The 22,496-nt window shown below is 65.2% G+C and carries 23 protein-coding genes; 7 read left to right on the top strand and 16 right to left on the bottom strand.

All coding sequences use genetic code 11. The features are described from left to right. Nucleotides 1-2: 2 nt before the first annotated feature. Nucleotides 3-890 carry a M48 family metalloprotease gene (locus C483_RS06165; protein ID WP_006652498.1) on the top strand — a complete coding sequence of 296 codons (888 nt, stop codon included), beginning with the start codon at nucleotides 3-5 and terminating at the stop codon, nucleotides 888-890. A 59-nt stretch (nucleotides 891-949) separates the two neighbouring features. Here the strand turns inward: C483_RS06165 and C483_RS06160 are convergent, their stop codons facing one another. From C483_RS06160 to C483_RS06140, 5 genes are all read right to left on the bottom strand, one after another. Beyond that, nucleotides 950-1,750 (bottom strand): SDR family NAD(P)-dependent oxidoreductase, encoded by an 801-nt coding sequence (locus tag C483_RS06160; protein WP_006652497.1) that lies wholly within the window; start codon nucleotides 1,748-1,750, stop codon nucleotides 950-952. Between the two features lie 99 nt (nucleotides 1,751-1,849). Further along, on the bottom strand, nucleotides 1,850-4,507 hold the full coding sequence (gene mutS / locus C483_RS06155) for a DNA mismatch repair protein MutS (RefSeq protein ID WP_006652496.1): 2,658 nt from the start codon (nucleotides 4,505-4,507) through the stop codon (nucleotides 1,850-1,852). A gap of 63 nt (nucleotides 4,508-4,570) precedes the next feature. Further along, nucleotides 4,571-4,906 (bottom strand): tRNA-binding domain-containing protein, encoded by a 336-nt coding sequence (locus tag C483_RS06150; RefSeq protein ID WP_006652495.1) that lies wholly within the window; start codon nucleotides 4,904-4,906, stop codon nucleotides 4,571-4,573. 88 nt (nucleotides 4,907-4,994) lie between these two features. Next, on the bottom strand, nucleotides 4,995-6,380 hold the full coding sequence (thiD, locus tag C483_RS06145) for a bifunctional hydroxymethylpyrimidine kinase/phosphomethylpyrimidine kinase (protein WP_006652494.1): 1,386 nt from the start codon (nucleotides 6,378-6,380) through the stop codon (nucleotides 4,995-4,997). 117 nt (nucleotides 6,381-6,497) lie between these two features. Beyond that, nucleotides 6,498-7,535 carry an AIR synthase family protein gene (locus C483_RS06140; protein ID WP_006652493.1) on the bottom strand — a complete coding sequence of 346 codons (1,038 nt, stop codon included), beginning with the start codon at nucleotides 7,533-7,535 and terminating at the stop codon, nucleotides 6,498-6,500. Between the two features lie 271 nt (nucleotides 7,536-7,806). Here C483_RS06140 and C483_RS06135 point away from each other — a divergent pair, with 271 nt between their 5' ends. The 3 genes from C483_RS06135 to C483_RS06130 all read left to right on the top strand — a co-directional run bounded on the left by C483_RS06135 (nucleotide 7,807) and on the right by C483_RS06130 (nucleotide 9,612). Then, nucleotides 7,807-8,910 carry a putative sulfate/molybdate transporter gene (locus tag C483_RS06135; RefSeq protein WP_006652492.1) on the top strand — a complete coding sequence of 368 codons (1,104 nt, stop codon included), beginning with the start codon at nucleotides 7,807-7,809 and terminating at the stop codon, nucleotides 8,908-8,910. An 89-nt stretch (nucleotides 8,911-8,999) separates the two neighbouring features. Beyond that, complete coding sequence (locus C483_RS21060; RefSeq protein WP_006652491.1) at nucleotides 9,000-9,125, top strand: hypothetical protein; 126 nt, start codon at nucleotides 9,000-9,002, stop codon at nucleotides 9,123-9,125. Continuing rightward, on the top strand, nucleotides 9,118-9,612 hold the full coding sequence (locus C483_RS06130; RefSeq protein ID WP_006652490.1) for a DUF7384 family protein: 495 nt from the start codon (nucleotides 9,118-9,120) through the stop codon (nucleotides 9,610-9,612). Before C483_RS21060 ends, C483_RS06130 begins: the two co-directional genes overlap by 8 nt. Nucleotides 9,613-9,644: 32 nt before the next feature. On the opposite strand, the gene rdgB is transcribed toward C483_RS06130, so the two are convergent. From rdgB to C483_RS06100, 6 genes are all read right to left on the bottom strand, one after another. Further along, nucleotides 9,645-10,190, bottom strand: coding sequence for an RdgB/HAM1 family non-canonical purine NTP pyrophosphatase (rdgB, locus tag C483_RS06125; RefSeq protein ID WP_049912477.1), 546 nt, complete (start codon nucleotides 10,188-10,190; stop codon nucleotides 9,645-9,647). Between the two features lie 182 nt (nucleotides 10,191-10,372). Then, a complete protein-coding gene (locus C483_RS06120) occupies nucleotides 10,373-10,657 on the bottom strand; it encodes a DUF5808 domain-containing protein (protein ID WP_004217190.1) in 285 nt (94 codons plus the stop codon). Between the two features lie 119 nt (nucleotides 10,658-10,776). Beyond that, a complete protein-coding gene (gene pcp, locus C483_RS06115; protein ID WP_006652488.1) occupies nucleotides 10,777-11,460 on the bottom strand; it encodes a pyroglutamyl-peptidase I in 684 nt (227 codons plus the stop codon). Between the two features lie 129 nt (nucleotides 11,461-11,589). Further along, a complete protein-coding gene (locus C483_RS06110) occupies nucleotides 11,590-13,263 on the bottom strand; it encodes a bifunctional N(6)-L-threonylcarbamoyladenine synthase/serine/threonine protein kinase (RefSeq protein WP_049912466.1) in 1,674 nt (557 codons plus the stop codon). A gap of 19 nt (nucleotides 13,264-13,282) precedes the next feature. Continuing rightward, the gene (locus tag C483_RS06105) at nucleotides 13,283-13,417 is read right to left on the bottom strand and encodes a 30S ribosomal protein S27ae (RefSeq protein ID WP_004217187.1); all 135 of its coding nucleotides are present in this window, start codon (nucleotides 13,415-13,417) and stop codon (nucleotides 13,283-13,285) included. Further along, complete coding sequence (locus C483_RS06100; RefSeq protein WP_006652486.1) at nucleotides 13,418-13,738, bottom strand: 30S ribosomal protein S24e; 321 nt, start codon at nucleotides 13,736-13,738, stop codon at nucleotides 13,418-13,420. A 214-nt stretch (nucleotides 13,739-13,952) separates the two neighbouring features. On the opposite strand from C483_RS06100, the gene C483_RS06095 reads away from it, so the two are divergent. Both C483_RS06095 and C483_RS06090 read left to right on the top strand, forming a co-directional pair. Then, nucleotides 13,953-15,215 (top strand): PQQ-binding-like beta-propeller repeat protein, encoded by a 1,263-nt coding sequence (locus C483_RS06095; RefSeq protein ID WP_006652485.1) that lies wholly within the window; start codon nucleotides 13,953-13,955, stop codon nucleotides 15,213-15,215. Between the two features lie 2 nt (nucleotides 15,216-15,217). Beyond that, nucleotides 15,218-16,060 (top strand): hypothetical protein, encoded by an 843-nt coding sequence (locus tag C483_RS06090; RefSeq protein ID WP_006652484.1) that lies wholly within the window; start codon nucleotides 15,218-15,220, stop codon nucleotides 16,058-16,060. Nucleotides 16,061-16,083: 23 nt separating this feature from the next. On the opposite strand, the gene C483_RS06085 is transcribed toward C483_RS06090, so the two are convergent. The 4 genes from C483_RS06085 to uvrA all read right to left on the bottom strand — a co-directional run bounded on the left by C483_RS06085 (nucleotide 16,084) and on the right by uvrA (nucleotide 21,434). Beyond that, nucleotides 16,084-17,163 (bottom strand): WD40/YVTN/BNR-like repeat-containing protein, encoded by a 1,080-nt coding sequence (locus C483_RS06085; protein ID WP_006652483.1) that lies wholly within the window; start codon nucleotides 17,161-17,163, stop codon nucleotides 16,084-16,086. Nucleotides 17,164-17,254: 91 nt separating this feature from the next. Beyond that, on the bottom strand, nucleotides 17,255-17,659 hold the full coding sequence (locus C483_RS06080; protein WP_006652482.1) for a hypothetical protein: 405 nt from the start codon (nucleotides 17,657-17,659) through the stop codon (nucleotides 17,255-17,257). A 341-nt stretch (nucleotides 17,660-18,000) separates the two neighbouring features. Continuing rightward, nucleotides 18,001-18,237: a hypothetical protein gene (locus C483_RS06075; protein ID WP_006652481.1), complete on the bottom strand. Its 237-nt coding sequence runs from the start codon at nucleotides 18,235-18,237 to the stop codon at nucleotides 18,001-18,003. A gap of 233 nt (nucleotides 18,238-18,470) precedes the next feature. Then, the gene (uvrA, locus tag C483_RS06070) at nucleotides 18,471-21,434 is read right to left on the bottom strand and encodes an excinuclease ABC subunit UvrA (RefSeq protein ID WP_006652480.1); all 2,964 of its coding nucleotides are present in this window, start codon (nucleotides 21,432-21,434) and stop codon (nucleotides 18,471-18,473) included. A gap of 186 nt (nucleotides 21,435-21,620) precedes the next feature. Between uvrA and C483_RS06065 the strand changes: the two genes are divergently transcribed. After that, nucleotides 21,621-22,223, top strand: coding sequence for a hypothetical protein (locus tag C483_RS06065; RefSeq protein WP_006652479.1), 603 nt, complete (start codon nucleotides 21,621-21,623; stop codon nucleotides 22,221-22,223). 2 nt (nucleotides 22,224-22,225) lie between these two features. Here C483_RS06065 and C483_RS06060 read toward each other — a convergent pair whose 3' ends face one another. Further along, on the bottom strand, nucleotides 22,226-22,465 hold the full coding sequence (locus C483_RS06060; RefSeq protein ID WP_006652478.1) for a hypothetical protein: 240 nt from the start codon (nucleotides 22,463-22,465) through the stop codon (nucleotides 22,226-22,228). Nucleotides 22,466-22,496: the final 31 nt, after the last annotated feature.

Below are 22,496 nucleotides of genomic sequence, written 5' to 3'. Positions count from 1 at the left end.
GTATGGATTGGTCCGCCGACAGACGGCTCCAGTGGCGAATGCTACTGGCGCTCGTCCTCACACTCGCCGGATACGCCGTCCTCGGCTGGATCGTACTCTCGGTGCTGTCGACGACAATGGCGCTCGTAGTCTGTGCGGTCTTCGCTGTCGTTATCCTGACGAGCGTCTCGCAGGCCGACTACATCGCCTACTGGGCGACGAACGCCATCGCCATCGACCGCGAACAGTATCCGCTGCTGTACGACACCACCGAGCGGTTGGCTCGCCAGGCCGACCTCCCGGTGCCGCCAGTCGCCGTGATCCCGTCGGACGAGCCGAACGCCCTCTCCGCTGGAACGGGGAACAGAACCGTCGTCTGCGTGACGACCGGACTCCTGCGGACGCTCGACGACGACGAACTCGAGGCGGTCCTCGCGCACGAACTCGCACACCTCAAGAACGACGACTCGACGGTGTTGACCGTTGCCGGCTTCCCGATGGTCGTCTCGGCGGTCGCACTGTCGACTGCGAGACGGACGTTCACGTTCGGCTCGTACCTGATCGGCCTGCCGTTTCTGCTCGGCACCTACCTGCTGTTCGTCGGGCTGCCGGTGTATCTCGCCAGCCTGCCGGGAACGCTCGTTTTGTCGCGGTATCGCGAGTACGCCGCCGACCGCGGTGCCGTTGCGATCACTGGTGATCCGTACGCCCTCGCCAGCGCTCTCGCGACGTTGCACGGCGAACCCACGCCGCCGGATGCAGACCTCCGGACGGTCGCCGGGTTCAACGCGTTCTGTATCGTTCCGACAGACTCCCTGTCGCCGTTTTCGACGCATCCGCCAACACACCGGCGAATCGCACGGCTGCGCGAACAGTTCGTCGAGGAGACGTCAGGTGCAGCGTCAACGTGAGCAACAAAAACAGTGCCAGCGTCCGTGCGAGGGGGACGAGACGCCGTCTCCGTCACTAGCTACTCGAGTCCAAGACCCTGCGACATCGAGTTTCCGGCGCGCGGGACGCCCTTGATAGTCAGCGTCTCGCCGGTGATGAACGAGGCGGCCGGGCTGGCGAGGAACTGGACGGCGTCGGCGATTTCCTCGGTGTGGCCGATCCGGCGCTCGGTTTTCTCGCGCGGTGGCATGTCCTCGCTCTGGATGCCGAGCGTCTCGGCGACGCCGGGTGTCTGGATCAGGCCGGGTGCGACACAGTTGACGCGGATGCCGTCGCCGGCCCACTCGGTCGCGAGCGTCTCGGTCAGTCGGATGATCGCCGCCTTCGAGGCGCTGTAGTGGCTTTCGCCCGGCGCGGCGTGCTGGCCGTTGACCGACGAGAGGTTGATGATCGTGCCACCGTCGCCCTCGCGCATGACCTCGCCGGCGAGCTGGGTGCAGTGAACCGTGCTGTGGAGGTTGAGGTCGACGATGGTCTTCCAGCCGTTCTCCGAGATGTCCTCGAAGTTCGCGACGAACTCGCCGCCGGCGTTGTTGACGAGGATGTCGATATCGCCGAACGCCTCGACGGTGTCGTCGACGAACGACTGGACCTGGTCGCGCTCGCGGACGTTACACTCGACGGCGAGGGCCTCACCCGGTACGTCTTCGGCGTCGTTGATCGCCTCCGCGACCGGGCCGACACGGTCGATCGAGCGCGAACAGATCGCGACGTTCGCCCCGCTCGCGGCGAGCGTCTCCGCGATCGACTTGCCGATTCCCTGACTCGCGCCGGTGACGATGGCGGTCTCGCCCACCACGTCATAGTCTGGTTCGTGCATCGTGCTATGCAATGGCGAATCGGCGTATAGATTTACCGATGTAAAATCAGCCCGACAGGAGTTGTACAATGGACGAGGATCCCCGCCGTCGAAGCAGACTCACTCAGAGAGGTGCTCCTGCCACTTCTGCACCTTCGACATTAGCTCCACGGGCGGTGTCGCGTTCACGTCCAGATTCTCGAGGTCCTCGAGTACAGCCTCGGTTTCGGGGTCGATCACACTCTCGTCCGTCGTGTCGTCCGGCTCACCGCCATCTGCGTTCGCCGGCCCGCGGAACTGGCCGCTTCCCACGTCGAACACTGTCTGGACAGGCTCGGTCGTGTTTCCGCCTTTCGCCTCGATGGCCTTCTCCTCGCGGAGGCGCTCGAGGACGTCCTGCGCGCGGTCGACGACGGGACCGGGGACGCCTGCCAGATCTGCGACGTGGATCCCGTACGACCGGTCCGTCGGACCGTCGCGGACGGTTCGGAGGAAGGTCACGTCGCCGTCGCGTTCGTCCGCTGCAATGTGGACGTTGGCGACGCGCGGCAGGTTCTCCGCAAGCCCGGTCAGTTCGTGGTAGTGCGTCGCGAACAGCGTCTTCGCTGCGACTTCGTTGTGCAGGTACTCGGTGGCCGCCCAGGCGATCGAAATCCCGTCGTACGTCGCCGTCCCGCGGCCGACTTCGTCCAGGATAACCAGCGACTCGTCGGTCGCCGCGTGGAGGATGTTCGAGAGTTCGCTCATCTCGACCATGAACGTCGACCGGCCCTGTGCGAGTTCGTCGAGCGCGCCGACGCGAGTGAAGATGCCGTCGACGACGCCGATCTCGGCCTCCTTGGCCGGGACAAAACTCCCGATCTGGGCCAGCAGAACGATACACGCGACCTGGCGCATGTAGGTCGACTTCCCGGACATGTTGGGACCGGTGACGACCAGGAAACCTCGCTGCTCCCCGTCCAGTCGGACATCGTTCGGGACGAACTCGGTCGTCTGCTCGACGACGGGGTGGCGACCCTGGTCGATGTCGAGCGCGTCGCCGTGGTGCAGGTCGGGCTTGACCCAGCGATTCTCGGCCGCGTGGGTCGCCAGACTCGCCAGCGCGTCGACCGTCGCCAGCGCCCGCCCCACGTCCTGCAGGAGTTCCGCCTGCTCGGCGACCTCTTCCCGGAGTTCCTCGAAGAGTTCGTACTCGAGTTCCCCTCGTTTCTCTTCGAGTCGGAGCACGTCGCGTTCCTTCTCGGCTAGCTCGTCGGTCGTGAACCGCTTCGAGTTCTTGAGCGTCTTGATCTGCTCGTAGTGGTCGGGGACGCCGTCGGCGGCGGACTTGCCGACCTGGATATAGTAGCCGTCGGTCTTGTTCCGGTCGACGGTGACGTGTGAGAGGGAGTACTGGCGCTTCTCGCGCTCGGCGAGCGTGTCGAGCCACTGCTTGACCTCCTCGTGGCGGTCGATGACCTCGTCCAGGTCGTCGTCGTAGCCGTACTGGAAGAGCTCGCCCTGGGTGACCGTCGATGGGGGGTCCGAAGCGATGGCGTTCTCGAGTGCCTCCCGAAGCTCGCGTGCGGCCTCGCGGTCCGGTCGATCGATGATGTCAGCGAGCGGCGAGTCAGCGAGGTCTGGCGCGGATTCGATTGTCTCCGCGAGCGCCGGCAGCACGGCGAGCGTCTCGCGTACAGCGACGAGGTCGCGAGCGTCCGCGCTGCCGTGGGTCGCCTTGGAGGCCAGCCGCGCGAGGTCGTAGGCCTCACCGAGCGTGTCCTGCATTTCGTCGCGAGCGAGCGCGGCCGAAGCGAGCGCTGCGACGCTCTCCTGGCGCTGTTCGAGGGTGTCGAGTGCGCGCCGAGGGCGCTGGAGCCACTCCTTGAGGAGTCGGCCGCCGGCGCTGGTCTCGGTGTGGTCGATCGTCGCGAACAGCGAGCCGTCGCGCTCGCCCTGCATCGTTTCGGTCAGTTCGAGGTTGCGCTGGGTCGTCGCGTCGAGGGTGACGTGGTCGTCGCCGTGGTGGGACTGGATCCGCGTCATCGAGGCGAGCACGCCCGCGCCGGTCTCCTCGACGTACGAGAGGATCGCGCCCGCAGCGGCGATGGCCGCCTCGCCGACCGCCAGTCGGTCGACGGTCTCGCTGCCGAACTGTTCCTGTACTGCGTGGTCGGCGCGCTTCGGTGCGAACGCCTCCGTCTCGTGGAGCGTGAGAGTCGCGCCGATGCGCTCCCGAACCGTTCCGAGCAAGTCGTCGTCCGTTCGGCTCTCGGGCCCCGGAAGCACTTCGACGGGATCGAACCGGTAGAGTTCCGTCAGCGCTTCGTCCGTGTCCGCGGCTTCGGCGACGAGGAAGCGGCCGGTAGTCACGTCGGCGAAGGCGAGGCCGTAGCGCGCGCCGTTGGCCGTGGAGCCGGAGCCGCCGTCGACCACCGCCGCCAGATACTGCGCATTTGCGTCGCTCGTCTCGAGTAGCGTCCCGGGCGTCACGACACGGACGACCTCACGCGCGTGGCCGGAGTCGGTCTCGTACTGATCGGCGACGGCGACGCGGTAGCCGCGCTCGACTAAAGCCTTGAGATACGGCGTCAGGTCGTCGAGCGGCACGCCGGCCATCGGGTACGACGAGCCGTGCGAGGACTTCTGGGAAACCTTGAGATCGAGTTCGTCGCTGACCGTTTCTGCGTCCTCGCCGAAGAACTCGTAGAAATCGCCACACTGCATCGCCAGCAACTCCGCGTCGGTGCCCTCCTTGAGCGAGAAGAACTCCCCGACGATGCCCGTCGCCTCTGTCATACTCGGAGCCTGGCTTTCCATCCCAAAAACCCTGCGGGATCCGCAGTGGAAGTGATTACCGTCTTAGAATAGCAGGCCGCCGAGCGGCACGTCCACGTCTCGGTCCGGTTCAACGAGCACCGGATACTCCTCCTCGTCGGGAACACCGACCGTCAGCGCCTCGGATTTGAAGCCCGCGATGCGGACGGAGCCAAGATTCGTCGCACACAGCACTCGCCGTCCCTCGAGTTCCTCGGGCTCGTAGTGGTGGTCGTACTGCGCCGCAGACTGGATCTCTCCGTGTTTGTCGCCCAGATCGATCCAGAGTTTGGTCATCTTGGGCTTGTTCGCTTCCGGGAACGCCTCGGCCTCGAGTACTTCACCGACGCGAATCTCGACATCGAATGGATTCTCGACCATGCGAGGTGGTGTCGGTGCGCTGGGGAATGAGCGTTCGGTTTGCGGCGACTGTTCCGTGACGACCTGGCTGCTTACAGAGCGGGTCGTCTCAGTACTCGAGTGCCGCGTCGAGCGCCACGACACGCTCCGCGAGCGTTGCCGGATCGGCCGCGACGAGTTTCGTCATCGCCTCCTTGCCGACTGCACCGCGGTCGATCACGGCTGCGGGCGACGCCTGCGACTCCTGCGACTTCTCGTCGTTACGGCCTCCGAACGCCTGCTGTGCGCCCCACCCCATCGTCTCGCCTTCTCGTGCAGCTACGTCCGCCGGCTCGTCCCTGCGGTCATACTCGGCAATGGGCCACTCGAGTTCCTCGAGCGCCGCCTCGATGTCTGGCCCGAATCGGCAGTTGACGGCGAACCGGAGATTCGGACTGAATTCGCGCGCGGAGAGCAGGAAGCGGGCGACGTGGCTCGAAGTACCGAAGCGAACGCCGCGGTTCGACTGGATGCCTGACAGAGTGCGCGTAATCCGTCCCTCGACGGCGGCCGTGTCGTCGACGGATTCGGCGTAGGGCGTCGCGCCGACGACGTTCATTCCGACCTCGGGGACGAGTGGGGCCACGTCGGCATCGACCAGCCGGTCGACGACCGTCTGGACGGCTTCGGCGGTCGGCTCCCGTGCGGCCTGGTTTCGCAGGTCGACGGCGTGATTCACCGCGCCGTCACCCTCCCCAACGTCGTAGGCGTAGCGCACCGCGCGGGCGAGGAAGTCGGTCGCGCCGCCGACCGCGGTCTCGAGGTCGTCGCCGGTCGCCAAGCGGGCCGCGATGGCCGCAGCTAGCGTACAGCCCGAGCCGTGGGTCGCCGCCGTGTCGACCCGTGGATGTTCGAACGCCGTCGTCCCTGCCTCCGTGACGAGCAGGTCGGTGACTGTCTCACCGGGAACGTGGCCGCCTTTCACCAGCACCGCGTCGACGCCGAGGTCACGGATCGCCTCACCGGCCTCGCGGGTCGTCTCCTCGTCGATGACCGCGATATCCGTCAGTACCTCGGCCTCGTCCGTGTTCGGCGTCGCAAGGGCCGCCTCCGCCAGGAGGTCCTCGTAGGCGCGCTCGGCATCAGATTCCAGCAACCGGTCGCCGGTCGTCGCGACCATCACGGGGTCGACGACGAGCGGGAACTCGAACATGGCTGCCTTCTCGGCGACGAGTTCGACGAGTTCGGTCGTCGCGAGCATTCCCGTTTTTGCCGCGCCAACGGCGAAGTCGCCGGTGACGGCATCGATCTGGGCCGCGACCTCCTCGGTGGGGAGGGCGAACGAGCGTTCGACACCGCGGGTGTGCTGGGCGGTAACGGCGGTGATCGCCGACGTGCCGAAGACACCGTGGGCGGTCATCGTCGCGAGGTCGGCCTGGATGCCGGCCCCGCCGCCGGAGTCACTGCCCGCGATCGTGAGCGCGACGGGGCGGCTGTCGGGTGCTGGTGTTCTCATAGCTGTTGGTATTCACTGGTTATACAAATCGATGATGGTGCACTGTTCGCTGCGGAGTGGGTAATTCGGATTGGTTCGGGTTACTCAGCGCACACCCTGCAGCTACGTCAGGCTATGCTACTCAGTTGCAAGCTTCGCGTACGCCGCCCACGACGGATCCTCGTTCGGATGATCGAGTCGCTCTCCATCGACGACGACCTCCCCTGCCGCGGAGTCGTCCTCGGACTCGGCGCGTTCTACCTGACCAATGTCCGCGACGACAGTGCCTCTGTTCTCGAGTGCAGCCGTGACTGCAGCAGCGCTGTCGGGGTCGACCGCGATGAGAAGCGAACCGCTGCTGGTCATCGCCCAGGGGTCGATTTCGAGGTACTCACAGACCTCAGCGACGCCGGGACGCATCGGTACGGCCTCGCGATCGATCGCGAACCGAGCGCCCGCGCCGGCGGCCATCTCGTTCAGCGCGCCGGCGAGCCCGCCTTCGGTCACGTCGTGCATCGCGGTGACTGCTCCTGAACCTGCCGCGGCTGCCGTAAGCGCGTCCCGAACGGCGTACACCTCGTCGAGGCGTTCTTGTGCGTCGGCGAGCACGTCCGCCGGGAGGTCGATCTCGTCGGCGAAAATCGTACTCAGGAGCCCCACAGACTCGACGGCGGGCCCGGTCGTCAGCAGGAGCCGGTCACCGACGCGCGCTCCGTCAGGGCGGACGATATCGCCGTGCTCGCCGACGCCCATCGCGGTCGCCGCGCCCACCCACGGATGGGACGGATCCGAGTACCGAGCGGTGTGACCCGTTACGACCGAGACCCCGAGATCGACGCACTCCTCGTGAATCGTCTCCCAGACGGTCGCGAACTCCTCGTCGGACATCGTCTCGGGAAGCGTGAAACAGACCGAGAGGTGCGACGGCGAAACGCCGCTGACGGCCACGTCCGCGAGCACGAGGTCGAGCGCGAACCGTGCCGCGCGTTCGAACCCGAGCGCGGGCGGGATCGAGAGCGGATCGGTCGCGGTGACGAGCGCCTGCCCGCCGATGTCGAGCACGCCGAAGTCGACACCGTGGGTCGGCCCGAGCGCCACGTCGTCACGGTCAGCACCGAGATTCGGCGCGATCCGGCGCTCGAAGAACTCGCGATCTATCTTACCGAGATCAGCCATACGAACACGCTCCCAGCGGCCGCTCTTCAGGCTGCTGATCCGCAGTCGGTAACAGCCGCTGGCTCGTTTGCCTGGATAGACTGGAACACGTGGCACTGCGTGGCCGTCCGGTGGTACTCGAGTCCCCGCTCGCGGACAGTGCCGGTGAGGACGACCTGCGGTGCCAGCACGCATTCCGGACCGTAACTGATTCTGGTTTTAGACGACCGCTGACGCAACCATACTCGATTTCTGAAAACAGTGAAACCGCTGCCCGGCAAAGCACCACCGAATGGCGTACTCGTTCCGGAGCGACGAACAGACCGAACTCGAGTTCTCGGCCAGTGAACTCACGGGTGCGCTAGGGGATTCGGTTACTGTTCTGCCGCTGCTCGTCGCGCTCGCTGCGACGACGAGTGTCTCGCTTGCACACGTGCTCGTCGGCTTCGGCGTCTTCCAGATCGTCTGGGGGCTGTACTACGGGATGCCGCTGTCCGTCGAGCCGATGAAGGCCCTCGTCGGCCTGGCGATCGTCGGCTCGCTTTCCTATCCCGAACTCGCGGCGGCCGGGCTGCTCGCCGGCGGCGTCCTGCTGGTCGTGGGCTCGTTCGGCCTCGTCGGACACCTCCAGCGCGTCGTCGGCGAACCCGTTATCCGCGGTGTGCAGTTCGCGGTCGCACTCCTGCTACTCGAGGCCGCGGTCGACCTCTCGCTCGGCGCGCCCGGTATTGCCGTCGCCGGTCTCGCGCTCGTCTGCCTGCTCGCACTCCTCGGCTACCGCCAGTCGAGCGTCCTCGTCGTGCTCGCACTCGGTGGCGTCGCCGCAGTGCTCGCAGCTGGCGTCCCCGCCCCGCGGCTCCCCGAACTCGCGCTCTTCCCCGCTGGCTCGCCGACGATTTCTGGCGCGGCACTCGAGGGCACCGTCGCGCAGCTCGGGATGACGATCGGCAACGCGGCCATCGCGACTGCGCTGCTCTGTGGTGATCTCTACGACCGCGACGTGTCGGCCGACAGGCTCTCTCAGAGCATGGGCGTCACCTGCCTCGCAGCAATTCCTGCCGGCGGCGTGCCGATGTGCCACGGTAGCGGCGGCCTCGCGGGCAAGTACGCCTTCGGTGCGCGGACTGCGGGTGCGAACGTGCTGCTCGGTGTGGGCTACATCGCCCTCGCACTCATCGCAACTGGCGCGCTGCTGGCCGCATTTCCGATGGCCCTGCTCGGGGTCCTACTGGTCGTCGTCGCCATCGAACTCGGCCGAGCGGCGTTCGATCCGATTCCGTTCACGGATCGCCGCGCGCTCGCCCTCGTCGCCGGCGTCGGCGTTGTTGGCCTCGTCGTCAACGTCGGTGTCGCGTTCGTCCTCGGTGCGGTCGTGTTCTGGCTACTCTCCGAGTGATAGCGAGGTGGCAGCCTCGACCCTAACGTTCGCGGTTCCGGACTCCGATCTCCGGGTGGCTTTTCTTTCCCTGTCTCGAATTTCGACCAATGGCAGCCACCTGGGGCGACCTCTTCGACCGCGCGGAATCCACTGACATCACACTCGAAGAAATCCGTTCGATTGCTGCGGAACTGACCGACGACGAGTCGGCGTCGGGTGAGACCGATGGCTAACGGATCCCGAGGGGACACAGACCACCCCGATCCGGCCCGCGTCGTCGCGGATTCGTCCGTCCTCGCGGCCGACCTGTTCGTCGATGGCGACGCTCGTCGGGCGCTGGACCTGGTCCGCAGTCACTCCTGGATTGACCTCGTCGCCAGCGACCACCTCCTCGCGGCGACCGAGGCCCTCGTCGCCGACCTCGCAGACTCCGATCTGGCGGCCGCGCATCGAGACCGACTCGAGTCCGATCGCGTCGCGGTCGACCACCCAGACGACGACCATCCGGCGCTGGCCTCGGCCTACCGCGGCGAGGCGGCGCATTTGCTCTCCTACGACGAGCGGCTGAACTCCGCGAAGGCGGGGCTCTCGATGCAGCCGCGGCTCTCGATCAGTGTGCGCACGCCGGACGCGTTCGCGGCGGTATTCGACCCTGAAAAGCTGTATCCCGCGGTTGAAGACGGGTCGTATCCGGGCCCGAACTGTGACCCTCGCGAGTAGTCAAATACGGTGGTCGCCTGTCTCCGCGTGCGTTACTGGTCTGCGTACCAGTCTGAGAACGTCGCCAGCGCCCGCCCGCGGTGGGAAATCGCGTTCTTCTCCTCGACATCCATCTCGGCCAGCGTCTGCCCGTTGAACTCGAAGATCGGGTCGTAGCCGAAGCCGTCGTCGCCCCGCGGCGAGACGATGGTCCCCGCGAGCGTCCCCTCGAAGGTTTCTGTCCGCTCGCCGTCCGTGAAGCCGAGTACTGTCTTGAATCGGGCTCTGTGATTGTCCTCCGGTTCGACGAGTCGCCAGAGACGCTCGACGCCGACGGTGTCCTCGACGTACGCCGAGTACGGCCCCGGGAAACCGCCGAGCGCGTCGACGAACAGGCCGGTGTCGCCGACCAGAATTGGGTCCCCGCCCTCGAGTTCCGCGTGTGCCTCCTCGGCCCCGCGGAGTGCGATTTCCTCGAGTGAGTCGCTCTGGATTTCGGTGTAGTCGTAGGGAACCTGCTCGACGGCTTCGATGCCGTCGAGGTAGGTCCGCGCCTCGCGTGCCTTGCCGTCGTTACCGGTGACGAAGCGGATAGCCATGTTCGAGGCGGCGGCCGCCGCGGGAATATAGCCGTCGGTTGCTGCCCGCGGAAGCGGTATTCGAACCGACCTGTAGTGCGCCGCCGCCATCGTCTTCCATGGGAAGAATGCACGTCCAAATAGACAGGCGCGTTTGGATGTGGTCGGGGTACTGGGTATCAGGAAAACAGTCGTCTCGCGCGTCAGTTCTCGTCGTCGTCGACGATTACTTCGACGGGTTCGTCCTGTGCCTCCTCGGTGTCCGCCGAGGAACCCTGCTCTTGTTGCCAGAGGAGTGCGCCAGCGACCGCGACAACGACCCACGACCGCCAGTTGGCGAGGTTCAGCGTGTAGCCGACGCCGAAGGGCTTCTCGACGAGCATCCCCTCGCCGGGCTGCCAGTACGACGAGAGCATGCGGCCGAAGCTCGGTCGTTCGAAGTTGTACGGGACGCCAAGAATCTCACCGGAGGTCGGTTTATCTGCCATACGGGACAGTACGGTCTTCCCCATTAAGAGTATTGTGTGCCCGTCTCGTCTGTGGAAATTGGTCACTCTCGGTTTTCGACTCGTTCGCCGAATTCGGCACGTCCTCCGCCAACAGGCTGTCACCGAGAACACGCCGATTCCAGTCCCACCAGCAGCCCCTCCTGCATCGTCTCGAGTGCCATACTCGGCTCACCCTCGTCGCGTGCCGCTGCCTGCACATGTGAGAACGGGACGTGGACGAACCCCACGTCGCAGTCGTCGACGACACCGGTCTCCACGAGGTGGCGCGCGGCGTACAGCAGGTTGTTACAGCAGTGCGTTCCGGCGTCCGTCGAGAGCGTCGTCGGCACGCCGGCGTCCTGCATTGCTTCTTTCATCTCCCGCACCGGCAGCGTCGTGAAGTAGGCGTCCGGCCCATTCGCGACGACGCACTCGTCGACAGGTTGTCGGTCGTCGTTGTCCGGAATGCCGGAGGCGCCCGTATCCCGGAGGTTGATCCCAACGCGCTCGAGCGAGAGCGTGTTCCGACCGCCGGCCAACCCGAGCGCGCAGATGATGTCTGGGTCGTGCTCGTCGATAGCGGACTCGAGTACGTCCGCGGCCTGATCGAACACGACGGGCAGTTCGCGGCCGACGACGGTGTGGGTGCCGAGGGCGGTGCCGTCGAGGCGCGCGGCAAGCTGGCGGGCGGGGTTGGTTTCGAAATCGCCGAAGGGTTCGTAGCCGGTGAGGAGGACGGTGGGCGCTGTGTCGTCAGTCGCGTCGGTGTCGCTGCGTGTCTCGGTACTCGTACTCGTCTCCATTGGTCGTGACTGTTCGCGTCGGGACAAGAGTGTCTGGGTCTCGGCACCCGATGAGCCGACTGGGGCTAACCGAACGCAGCCGTGAACCGGCCCTCGGCCCTCGGTCCTCGCTGAGATCGTAAACGGCCGTTAGCTCTCGCCGCCGACGTACCGGCCGCGCCCTTCGACATCGAGCAGTCGCTCGAGTACCCGCTCCTCGCCGACCTCGCGATACCCCTCACGGACCGCTTCGCGGAGCGGCTCGGGGTCGTTCGCGGTCCCGACGAGACTCTGGTCGAAGACGTGCAGGTCCATCGCGTAGTCCTCGACGTGGTCGGTGTGGTAGCCGAGGCCAAAGTCGATGAGGTAGGTGCGGTCCGCAGCGATTCTCACGTTTCGCGTCGTCGGATCCCCGTGAACGATGCCAGCCCGGTGAAGTCGAGCGAGGTGGCGACCCACGTCTCGGACGTGTGTCGTCCCCGCCTCGTCGTCGAGAACCGCGCGCAGATCGCAGTCGCCAACGAAGGCGAACTCGAGTACTGACTCCTGCGGATCGATGTCCGAGAGCACGGGGGTGGGGACGCCCTCGCGGCGGGCGAGGTTCGTCAGGCGGGCTTCGAGGCGAGTCCGCTCCGTGCGGAGGCGTTCGTCGAGGTCGGGGTGGCGGTAGGCTTTGGGCCGTCGGCGTTTGGTGACGCAGTCTGCGGTGGGGTCGAGGTCAACGACGGCTTCGGCACCCTGAACCTGCCCCGTTTCCTCGCCTGAGCCGACTCCACCGCGGCCGACCGCGAGTTCCGGTTCGTCCGTTCGCCAGGTGACGGGCACCTGATCCGGCCGGAAGTTCGGATCGACGCGCGAGTCTTCGATGGCGAGCGTCTCGCCGGCCTCGTACATCTTTGCGCCGAGGACGGCGATCATGCCCGCGTTGTCGCGCAGGAATCGCGGCTCGGGTGCGTGAAAGTCCGCCCCGCGCTGCTCGCACATGTCCGCGAGCATCTCGCGCAGGCGGGCGTTCTGTCCGACGCCGCCGCCGAGGACGAGTTCGTCGCTGCCGGTCAGCGAGAGTGCGCGCTCGGCGACTTCCGTCAGCATGGCGAAGATGGTCTCCTGCAGCGAGTAGCAGATATCCTCGACGGGGACACCGTCGTCGTAGCGCTGCTTCGCGGCGCTCATACTCCCCGAGAAGGAGAAATCCATCCCCTTCACCACGTAGGGCAGGTCGATGAGTTCGCCGTCTTTCGCGGCCTCCTCGACCTTCGGCCCGCCGGGATGGGACCAACCGACGTGGCGGGTGAACTTGTCGATGGCGTTGCCGACGCCGGTGTCCATCGTCTCGCCGAGCACACGGTAGCGGCCGTTGCGGTAGGCGAGCAGGTGTGCGTTCGCCCCGCTCGCGTTCAGACAGACCGGCGAGTCGAAGTCAGCCGTGTGGCGGCCGATCTCGAGGTGAGCCACCATGTGATTCACGCCGATAAGCGGCACGTCGAGCGACTGGGCGAGCGCCCGCGCTGCCGTGCCGACTGTGCGCAGGCACGGACCGAGGCCGGGGCCGCGCGAGAAGGCGACGGCGTCTACGGGCGGCTCTGTGTCGGGCCCGTCGAACGTTTCACGGGCGTGTGCGAGTGCCGTCTCGACGACGCGCGGGATGGCGTCGTGCATGTGTTCTGCGGCCTCGCGGGGGTGAATGCCGCCGCTGTCTGGCTCGTAGGCGTCGGTCTCGATAAAAACGTCGTCGGTCTCGGTGTCGAAGACGGCCGCGCTGGCGGCCCAGGCGGTGCCTTCGATGCCGAGCACGCGTGTTCGTGTGGCTGAACTTGTGGTCACGACTCAGCGGTGGGCGTCGTTACTCCCACTCGGTGTAGCCGCACTTGCCACAGTGCTTGCGGTCGCCGTGGTCGGCGAGGAAGACGTCGCCACAGCGAGGGCACTGGTCGCCTTCGGTGGTGCCGTCGTCGCCGTAGAGTTCGTAGCGCGCCATTTATGCTTCCTCCGCGTCGGCTTCTGCCTCGGCCTCGTCGTCGACGCCGATCTTGTTTCGCTCGAGCATGTGGTCCTGCTCGACGTCGCGGGCGTGGTCTGCGCTCTCGTAGACCTTGGCCTCGCCGACGGTCTTTCGCATCCCGAACTTCGTCTCGAGTTTGCGGATGACGACCTCGTCGGCGTCCTTGTTTAGCTTCGCTGCGAGGCTGTCACGCACCTGGAGTCGCTCCGGGGTGGCGTCCTCGTGGGTTAGTTCGAACGTGACGTCCGTCCGGTGCAACATGGGGTTCTCCGATTCGGAGATGATGTCGACGTCCATGATATCACTCAGTTACCCTACTATCCCCGTGTAGCGCCTAAAAGGATTTCGAAGCGCTTAGTGGCTGCCGGGGAATCGCCACGATCCGAACAGCACGTCGCCAGTCCAGTGGTCCGTCAAGCGTTGTCCGTTGTGTACCGATTCGACGCGGGTATAACCGCCGCTCTCGACTAACGAAAAGACATAGTATTTGTCTGACTAAACTGCCGGACAGATGCCCTCCAGACGACACCTCCTCGTCGGCGCTGCCGGAATTGCCGGTGCCGTCGGCACTACTGCGACGGCCGCGGCGCTGGCCGGAACGAACACGATACTCGCCGGCGGTGAGGTGGACGCCGACCGCGCTGATCGAATCGAGTGGCCCCTGGCGCGATACGACCCCGCCGGAACGGCCTACAACCCTGACGCATCAGGTCCGAAATCGACCCCCGAACTCGTATGGCAACAGGATACGGACGCTTCGATGCACGGGATGACGGCACCGATACTCGTCGGTGACACCCTGTACGGCGTTGGCCGTGACTCCCTGGTTGCCTTCGACCGCGACACCGGTGAGATCCAATTCGAGCGGTCGGGATCGTATTGGTCGACGCCGGCCCGCGCCGAGGCGACGGCCTACCGAAGCGACACGCTCGCCGTCTACAGCCGAACGGGTGTCTACGGCCTGAACGCCAGCGGCGGCTACGAACTGCTCGGACGCCCCATCGGCACCGAGCGCTGGCATGCGCCCGGCCAGAATACCAGCAACTGGTCCGGTTCACCGGCACGCGAACCTTCCCCTGTCGCTGTGGACGGGATTGTGTATGCAATCACCCCCGCAACCGACCGAGTTATCGCGCTAGACGCGAGTAGCGGCCAGCAGCGATGGGAGCGGGTCGTCGGTCAGGAACTATCGAGCGGGACGAACCAACCCGCCGTCTCCGACGGCACCGTCTACGTTTCGAGTACCCCCGGTGATCTCGTCGCCTTCGACGCGGAGACGGGAGCGACTCGCTGGCAGGCCCGCCCAGCTCCCCGCGAGGAAAGCGCCCTCCAGTACCGCGAGTTTCAGGCACCAACGGTGACGGATGCGGGAATTGTGGTTCCCGACCGAAACGGCGTCGCGCTGTTCGACCGCGCCGACGGCAGTCTGGTGTGGGACTACTTCCACGACGGGAACGGCATCGACGGGAGCGCTGCGGTCGCTGACGGGACGGTATTCGTCACGGACGGCACGGAGGCACTGCACGCGGTCGACCTCGAAACCGGCGAGCGCGAGTGGACGGCCGACTACAGCCCCGATACGCATCCCATCGTCGCCGACGGCGTCGTCTACCTCAGCTACCAGATGGCCGAACTGGTCGCGATCGACGCCGCCACCGGCGAACGGCGCTGGGCGTACGAGGATTCAATCTACTTTACGCAGCCGATTGTCGGTGACGGCGTGGTGTACGTCCTCAGCAACGAGGGACTGCTGGCGCTTGCGGAGGGGAGCTAATCGTGTCTGAGACGGACTCGGACTCGGATTCGGATTCGGATCCAGACCTGGACCCGGACTCGAAGGACACAGCCCGACGCCAACACAACTGGTCCGTCGAGGCCGCCTTCCTGGCCGCCGGTTCCCGACTCCACAGTACCCCCGCCCTCTTGATACCCTTCGCACTCGCCGGCTTCGTCCTCGCAGTCATCGACACGATGCGGCGCCACGACCCGATCCCGGTACTCGAGTACGGCGACCTCGAGCAGGCGACGATCCATCTCGAGTACGCTGGCTACCCAACCGCGATCGGGCAGACGACGCTCCCGCTCGAGGCGCTCGCTGGGCTCGAACTCCCGTATCTCGTCTGGGGATTCGGTCTCTACCTCATCTCACTGCTCGCGGTTAGCGCCGCGGGTGTGCTCACGTTCACTGCGCTTCTGGACGGCGAGGCACACCTCGGGCCGCTTCCGTCGTACTTCGGTCTCGTCGTTGGGCTCGATCTAGGGAATCGGCTGCTCAGTTCGGTCGAATTCCTCCAGAACATGGGATTGCTGGGAATCGTTCCGCTGGTGCTCATCCTGTTCGTGCTGGTCCTGCTCTTTCCCACGCCCGGACTCGTCGCTGCTGGCGCGTCGCCCTTGACTGCGATCCGCTGGAGCGAGGATGTGGTCCGCGGTGAGCGCTGGACGGTGCTCGGACTGGTTTTGCTCCTTGGTATCTGTGCCTGGGTCCTCGCCAGCGTGCCGGTCGTTGGGACGTTTCTGACGGGCGCGCTCATCGCGCCGCTGCACGCCGCGATGATCGTCTCGCTGTTCGAGTATCGGCGGACGGATGAGGCGTCTGGGGTTCCCTTGGAACCGTAGCCCGGCCTTCAATCCCTCCCTCGCTACGTCTCGACTACCGCCAGCCCTCGCGGCGTCTGCGTCTCTGCTCCCTCGGGCCACTCGATGTCGACCCGGTCCCAGGAATCGCCGAAATCTTCGGTTCTAAACAGCCCCTGATTGTTCACCCCGAAGATCGCCCCGGATTCCTCGGCAGCCGCGAAGACGGCGCGGACGACACCGTCACCCATCGGCAATCCGGTTCCGTCGAGGCGCTCCCACGGCTCGCCCTCGGCTGGTGATTCTGACGCTGACCGGGACCCCGAGCCAGACCTCGATCCTGTCCCAGACTCCGACCCCGACCCCGACCTGCGATAAACGTACGACTCCGCCCGACTCGCCGTATGAGCCGACGACGCACCGCTCGCACTCGAGACGAGCACGCGCTCGGGATCGGTCGGATCGGGAACGACGCTCCAGCAGTAGCGGTGGTCGAGTCCATCCTGTGGCTGTTCCCAGTGTTCGCCGCCGTCGTCGCTCTCCGCGTAGCCGTCGCCGGCCGCAGTGTAGACGCGTCCCTCGCGTTCCGGGTGTGTCGCCAGACTGTGGTTATCGATTCGCGAACCGTCGGGGCGCTCGCGCCACGTCTCGCCGCCGTCGTCGCTCAAGACGAACGCGCCGGCCTCGATGCCGACGTAGAGCCGATCCGGATCGAACGGGTCCACCTCGAGCCAGCGGACGTGATGCGTCTCCGGACGCGGCGGGAAGTACCACTCCGACGCCGAGGGAAGGTCGATGAGCCCGTCGAGGTGCGTCCAGGACTCGCCGCCGTCCGTGCTGCGGTAGACTCGACTCGGCTCCGTCCCCGCGTAGATCACGTCCGGATCGTGCGGGCTGATCGTGAGCGACATCACGGCATCACTCGCGAAGACGTCGTCTGTCTCGAGTCGCTCGAACGTCTCCCCGCCGTCGGTGCTCCGGAACAGCCCGCTCTCGAAGGTCCCGACGAACACGCGGTCGGGTGTGGCAGGTGTGGCGGCGACGCACTCGAGTGCCCGTCCTTCGAGTCGGGTCGCGGTCTCCCACGACGTGCCGTCGGTCGAACAGCGAAGCAGCCGGTTTCGCAGCGCTACGTAGACGCGCATACGGTATGGTATGTAGTCACTGCACAAACGAGTCGTGGTTTGGTCCCGTTCGAATCGCGATGGGCTGTGTCGCGTCGCGGCTAAATCGCGCTCACTCGACCGCGAATAACTCCGCATCGAGCAGCACACCACCCAGCCAGCACTCGAGTGCACCCAGCGCGAGCACCAGTGCGGCGAGAACGGCGAGGATGCCGTTCAGGAGGCCCCAGCCGACGGGGGCGACGAATAGCTGGAGGAAGCCGACGGTACTCGAGCCGACCGAGAGAATTGCGAGGCCGGCAGCGGCGAGTTTTGGCCAGCCCACGGTCGCGACGCCGAGCAGGAACCGATTTCGGATCCCGGCGACGACAAGCAGCGCGCCACCGGCTGCGAGCCAGCCCACGATGAATTGATTGAGTGTGGCGTCTGCCCCGTCGAGAGTGAGCAGACCGGCCGCAACGAGGAGAGCCACGAGGCCGCCGCCGAGCAGTCGCCGCTGGAGCGTGTCCGCCGTCATCGAATCCCTCGCATACGTATCTATGAGTGGGTTTTGCGTCGGCTCCGGTAATCGTTCGGGTTTTCGTTGGCGTCGACGGTGTCCACTGAGTGTTTTGTGTTAATATTGTTGTATATGTAGTTAACAAGATCTTTGTGACTACGGCTCATCTCTTCGGTGTCTCTGATGGGTCGGTTCCGACTACACCCGGACTGACCGCCAGCACCTCGTTTGACAGCACTGTCCCGACGCACAGTGAATCGCGGCACTGCTTGGGAGAATGGAAGTGGTACTCGAGTATCGAGCACGGACTCTCGATTCCGATTCGTCGCCACGAAAAATGAGCCGTGTTTGGGCGTCGGTTATCGGCAGGGGCCACACCAGTCACAGAGGACGGGGTCACAGTTGTCGCAGGTGCACAGATCGTCCTCGCTCAGGTCGTCAACAGTTGCGTCGCCGAACACGAGGTACGTTTCGCCGTCGATTTCGACTCGGCGGACCTCCGGGTCGTCGTTTCGTGCGGCGGCACTTCCCGCACCGATCGTAGCGAGTCCAAGTCCTGCTGCGCTGGCTCGTCTGAGGATGGTTCGTCGGTTCATTGACACCAACTATGGTTATCACCAATCGCCATATAATAGTTTCCCCGACAACACTTTCGAACGGATCGTTGGCGCATTCGTTCGTTGCAACGAGTCACAACGAGCGAAGGTTTCGGACGATGGCAGTGTTGATGGCTCGAGTTTCTATCCGTTTTCCTGTGAGAAACCGCGAGACGGAGCACCTGTACGAAGAGAATCCGCGAGACGAACCCGAACAGTCGCGCGTCTCCACCTCAGTCGTCGTCCATCGGTGCCGAAACGGGTTCGACACGTTCGCCGCGTGGCCCGTCGATGTCGACGGCTGGAAGCAGATCCCGCAGGTAGCGGCCGGTATGGGAGTCCTCGAGTCGGGCGACCTCCTCCGGCGTTCCCGTCGCGACGATTTCGCCGCCGTTTTCGCCACCTTCGGGTCCGAGGTCGATGACGTGGTCGGCGTTTTTCACCAGGTCGAGTTCGTGCTCGATGACGACGACGGTGTTGTCGTTGTCGGTGAGCCGATGGAGGACGTTGATCAGTTTGCGCTCGTCCTCGCTGTGCAGGCCGGTCGTCGGCTCGTCGAGCAGGTAGAGAGTGTTGCCGCTGTCTTTCTTGCCGAGTTCCTCTGCGAGTTTGATCCGCTGGGCCTCTCCGCCCGAAAGGGTCGTCGAGGGCTGGCCGAGGGTCATGTAGTCCAGTCCGACGTCCTTCAGCAGTTTGAGGCGGCGACGGATCTGGGAGTTCGACTCGAAGAACTCGTAGGCCTCGTCGACTTCCATCTCCAGCACGTCCGAGATCGTCTTGCCCTTGTAGGTGACGTCGAGCGTGGCGTCGTTGTACCGCGCGCCGTCACACTCCTCACAGGGGACGTACACGTCCGAGAGGAAGTTCATCTCGATCTTCACCGTGCCCTGGCCGCCACACTCCTCACAGCGGCCTTCCTTGACGTTGAACGAGAAGCGCCCCTTCTCGTAGCCGCGCTGTTTCGACAGTTTGGTCTGGGCGAACAGGTCGCGGATGTGGTCGAAGACGCCGGTGTAGGTCGCGGGATTGGACCGCGGCGTGCGACCGATCGGCGACTGGTCGATCAGGCGCACCGTCTCGACGTCCTCGAGCCCCTCGAGGCTGTCGTGGTCGCCCGGGATGACGCTCGTGTTGTCGTTCATCTGGCGGGCGATGCCCTTGTAGAGCACGTCGTGCATCAGGGTCGACTTGCCGGAGCCCGAGACGCCCGTGATCGCCGTGAAACAGCCGAGTGGGATGTCCACGTCCAGATCTTTCAGATTGTGCTGGCGCGCGCCGAGGATCGTTAGTGCACCATCTGGATCGCGTCGCTCTTCGGGCACCGGAATCTGCCGGCGGCCGGAGAGGTAGTCGCCCGTGACCGAGTCCTCGCAGTCTTTGACCTCATCGACGGGGCCGTTGACGACGACCTCGCCGCCGCGCTTGCCCGGTCCGGGACCCATGTCGATGACGGTGTCCGCACGGCGCATCGTCTCCTCGTCGTGCTCGACGATCAACAGCGTGTTGCCCAGATCCCGAAGCTCTTCTAGGGTGTCGAGCAGTCGATCGTTGTCCCGCTGGTGGAGCCCGATCGAGGGCTCGTCGAGGACGTAGAGGACGCCGACGAGTCCGGACCCGATCTGGGTCGCCAGCCGAATGCGCTGACTCTCCCCACCGGAGAGCGTCGAGGCCTCCCGATCGAGCGTGAGGTACTCGAGTCCGACCTCGACCATGAAGCCGAGACGAGCCCTGATTTCTTTGAGAATCTCCTCGGCGATGACCTTCTCGCGTTCGGTGAGGTCGGCTTCCATCGACTCGAAGTGATCGAGCGCGTCGCCGATAGACATCGCGTTGATCTCCGTGATGGCGGTGTCGTCGACGAGCACGGCGCGGGAGGCGGGTTTGAGACGGGTGCCATCACAGGCCGGGCACTCGGTGACGGACATGTAGTCCTCGATGTGCTCTCGGGTAGAGTCGGAGTCGGTCTCGAGGTAGCGCCGTTCGAGGTTCGGGATGACGCCCTCGAAGCGCTTTTGCTTGCGTCGGATGCCGTTTTTGGTGCTGCGCTTGAAGACGACCTCGCGGTCGGTGCCGTAGAGGAACTGCTGTTGGACGTCCTCGTCCAGATCCTCGAACGGGGTCGAAAGCGAGACGTCGAAGTGTTCGGCGACGGAATCGAGGCGCGTCTTGTAGTACGAGCGGTTGTAACTCCAGGCCTCGAAGACGTGTTTGATGGGTTTCGAGGGGTCCTGAATGACGAGGTCCTCGTCGACCTCCTTTGTCTCGCCGAGCCCCTCACACTCCGGACAGGCACCGTGTGGCGAGTTGAAGGAGAACGAGCGGGTCTCGATCTCCGGGACGTCGATACCACAGTGGGTGCAGGCGAGATCCTTCGAGAACTCGACGACGGAGCGGTCGTCGTCCTCGAACTCGTCGCCCAGTGCACCGGTTCGGCGGGCTTCCTCGCCGAGTTCGGCCGCCACCGCTTCGGGTGCATCGGGGAGGATGACCTTCAGGACGCCCTCAGCTTCGTCGAGTGCGGTTTCGACGCTGTCGACGATTCGCGGGCGGGCCTCGGTCGAGACCTTGACGCGGTCGACGATCACGTCGATCGTGTGGTCGAAGTTCTCGTCCAGTTCCGGGCGGTCGAGCGTGAGGTCGTGCTCCTCGCCGTCGACCTCGACGCGGGCGTACCCCTCAGACACTAATTCGTCGAAGAGGTCCTCGAACGCACCCTTCTGGTCGCGGACAACGGGTGCGGCGAGTTTGGCCTTCGTTCCCTCCGGGAGTTCGAGAATCCGCTCGACCATGTTCTGGGCCGACTGCTCGCCGACTTCACGGCCACACTCGGGACAGTGAGGCGTCCCGACACGGGCGTACAGCAGGCGGAGGTAGTCGTGGAGCTCCGTTACCGTCCCGACCGTCGAGCGCGGATTGTTCGCCGCGTTCTTCTGGTCGATCGAAATTGCCGGCGAGAGGCCTTCGACGGTCTCGACCTGGGGCTTGTCCATCTGACCCAGGAAGTTTCGTGCGTAGGCCGAGAGACTCTCGATATACCGGCGCTGGCCCTCGGCGTAGACGGTCTCGAACGCCAGCGAGGACTTCCCGGAACCCGAGAGGCCGGTGACGACGGTGAGTTCCTCGCGGGGAATCGTCACGTCGATATCCTTCAGGTTGTGTTCTTCCGCACCGCGTACCTCGATCGTCTCCTTACTCATCGGTCGTTCCTCGTCGAATACCGTGAGAACAGCGGTCGCAGCAACGGTGCTCGATCATTGTAGTTGTGTCAGTGGCCGAAGCAACTTAACGAGTCTGAAAGCCAAATGACGTGGTAGTTGCTAGCACTGAGAACAGCCGACTGGGGCGACCAAAGTATCTTCGGTCGGTACCCCGAATGACCACCCATGAGCGACGACAGCGACGGTCGGAACACGCTCTCGGTCGACGACTTCGTCGAGTACTGTCGAACCCAGGCGGGACTACTCACGGGCCACGTCGAAACCATGCGCGAGGAGGCTGACGACCTGCTCGACGACATCGACGAGGACATGGCCGAAATCCGGTCCCGACTCGAGTCCCAGTCTTCTGGCGTCAACGGCACGGCAACCCCGTCGGCCGGAACGGCGGGAACCACGGGAACCGGCGTCGGCTCCGATTCGGACGAGGCGGACCTCGACGAGATCGAGGCACTCGAGGACGACGTCGAGGAGAAGCAGTTCCTCGTAGAGGCAAAACAGACGCGAATGGAGGCGTTTCAGCAGCTGGCGGCGGAGTATACCGATCTAGCTGCGGAGTTACAGTCCGAGGCGGCCGACGGACAGGCCGCACTCGAGCGGGTGATTCGCTTCGAGGCGGAGACCGATGCACCGGTGTACTTCGAGGAGCGCGAGACGATGTACGAGGCGGCTGCGGCGGCTGGGTCGGCGGGTGACTCAGGGGAGAAGAATGACGGGAACGATGAGAACGGCGGCGGTCAGCACGGGGACAGCACCGAGACGAACAGTTGACGTTAGAGATCGCCCTGCAACACGATCTCGTCCCCGACAGAGGCGATCATGTCCTCCGTGACGAGGTAGTCCTCCTCGTCTTCGCCCTCCCAGCCCACTGCGGCCATCACGTGTTCGGCTACGGACGGGTTGGGGTCGACGTAGGCACGGCCGTCTTCGACCTTCGCGACGATTCCGAGTTCCTTCTGCTCTGCGTCGACGACCGTCTTCCCGACCTCGTCGTCAGTTAGCGTTGCTGCCATACCACCCGATATGCGGAACCGACGCCTAAAG

This window comes from Natrialba hulunbeirensis JCM 10989 (genome assembly GCF_000337575.1).
GTDB classification, from domain to species: Archaea; Halobacteriota; Halobacteria; order Halobacteriales; family Natrialbaceae; genus Natrialba; species Natrialba hulunbeirensis.
This window is presented reverse-complemented; position numbering and strand designations above follow the sequence as displayed.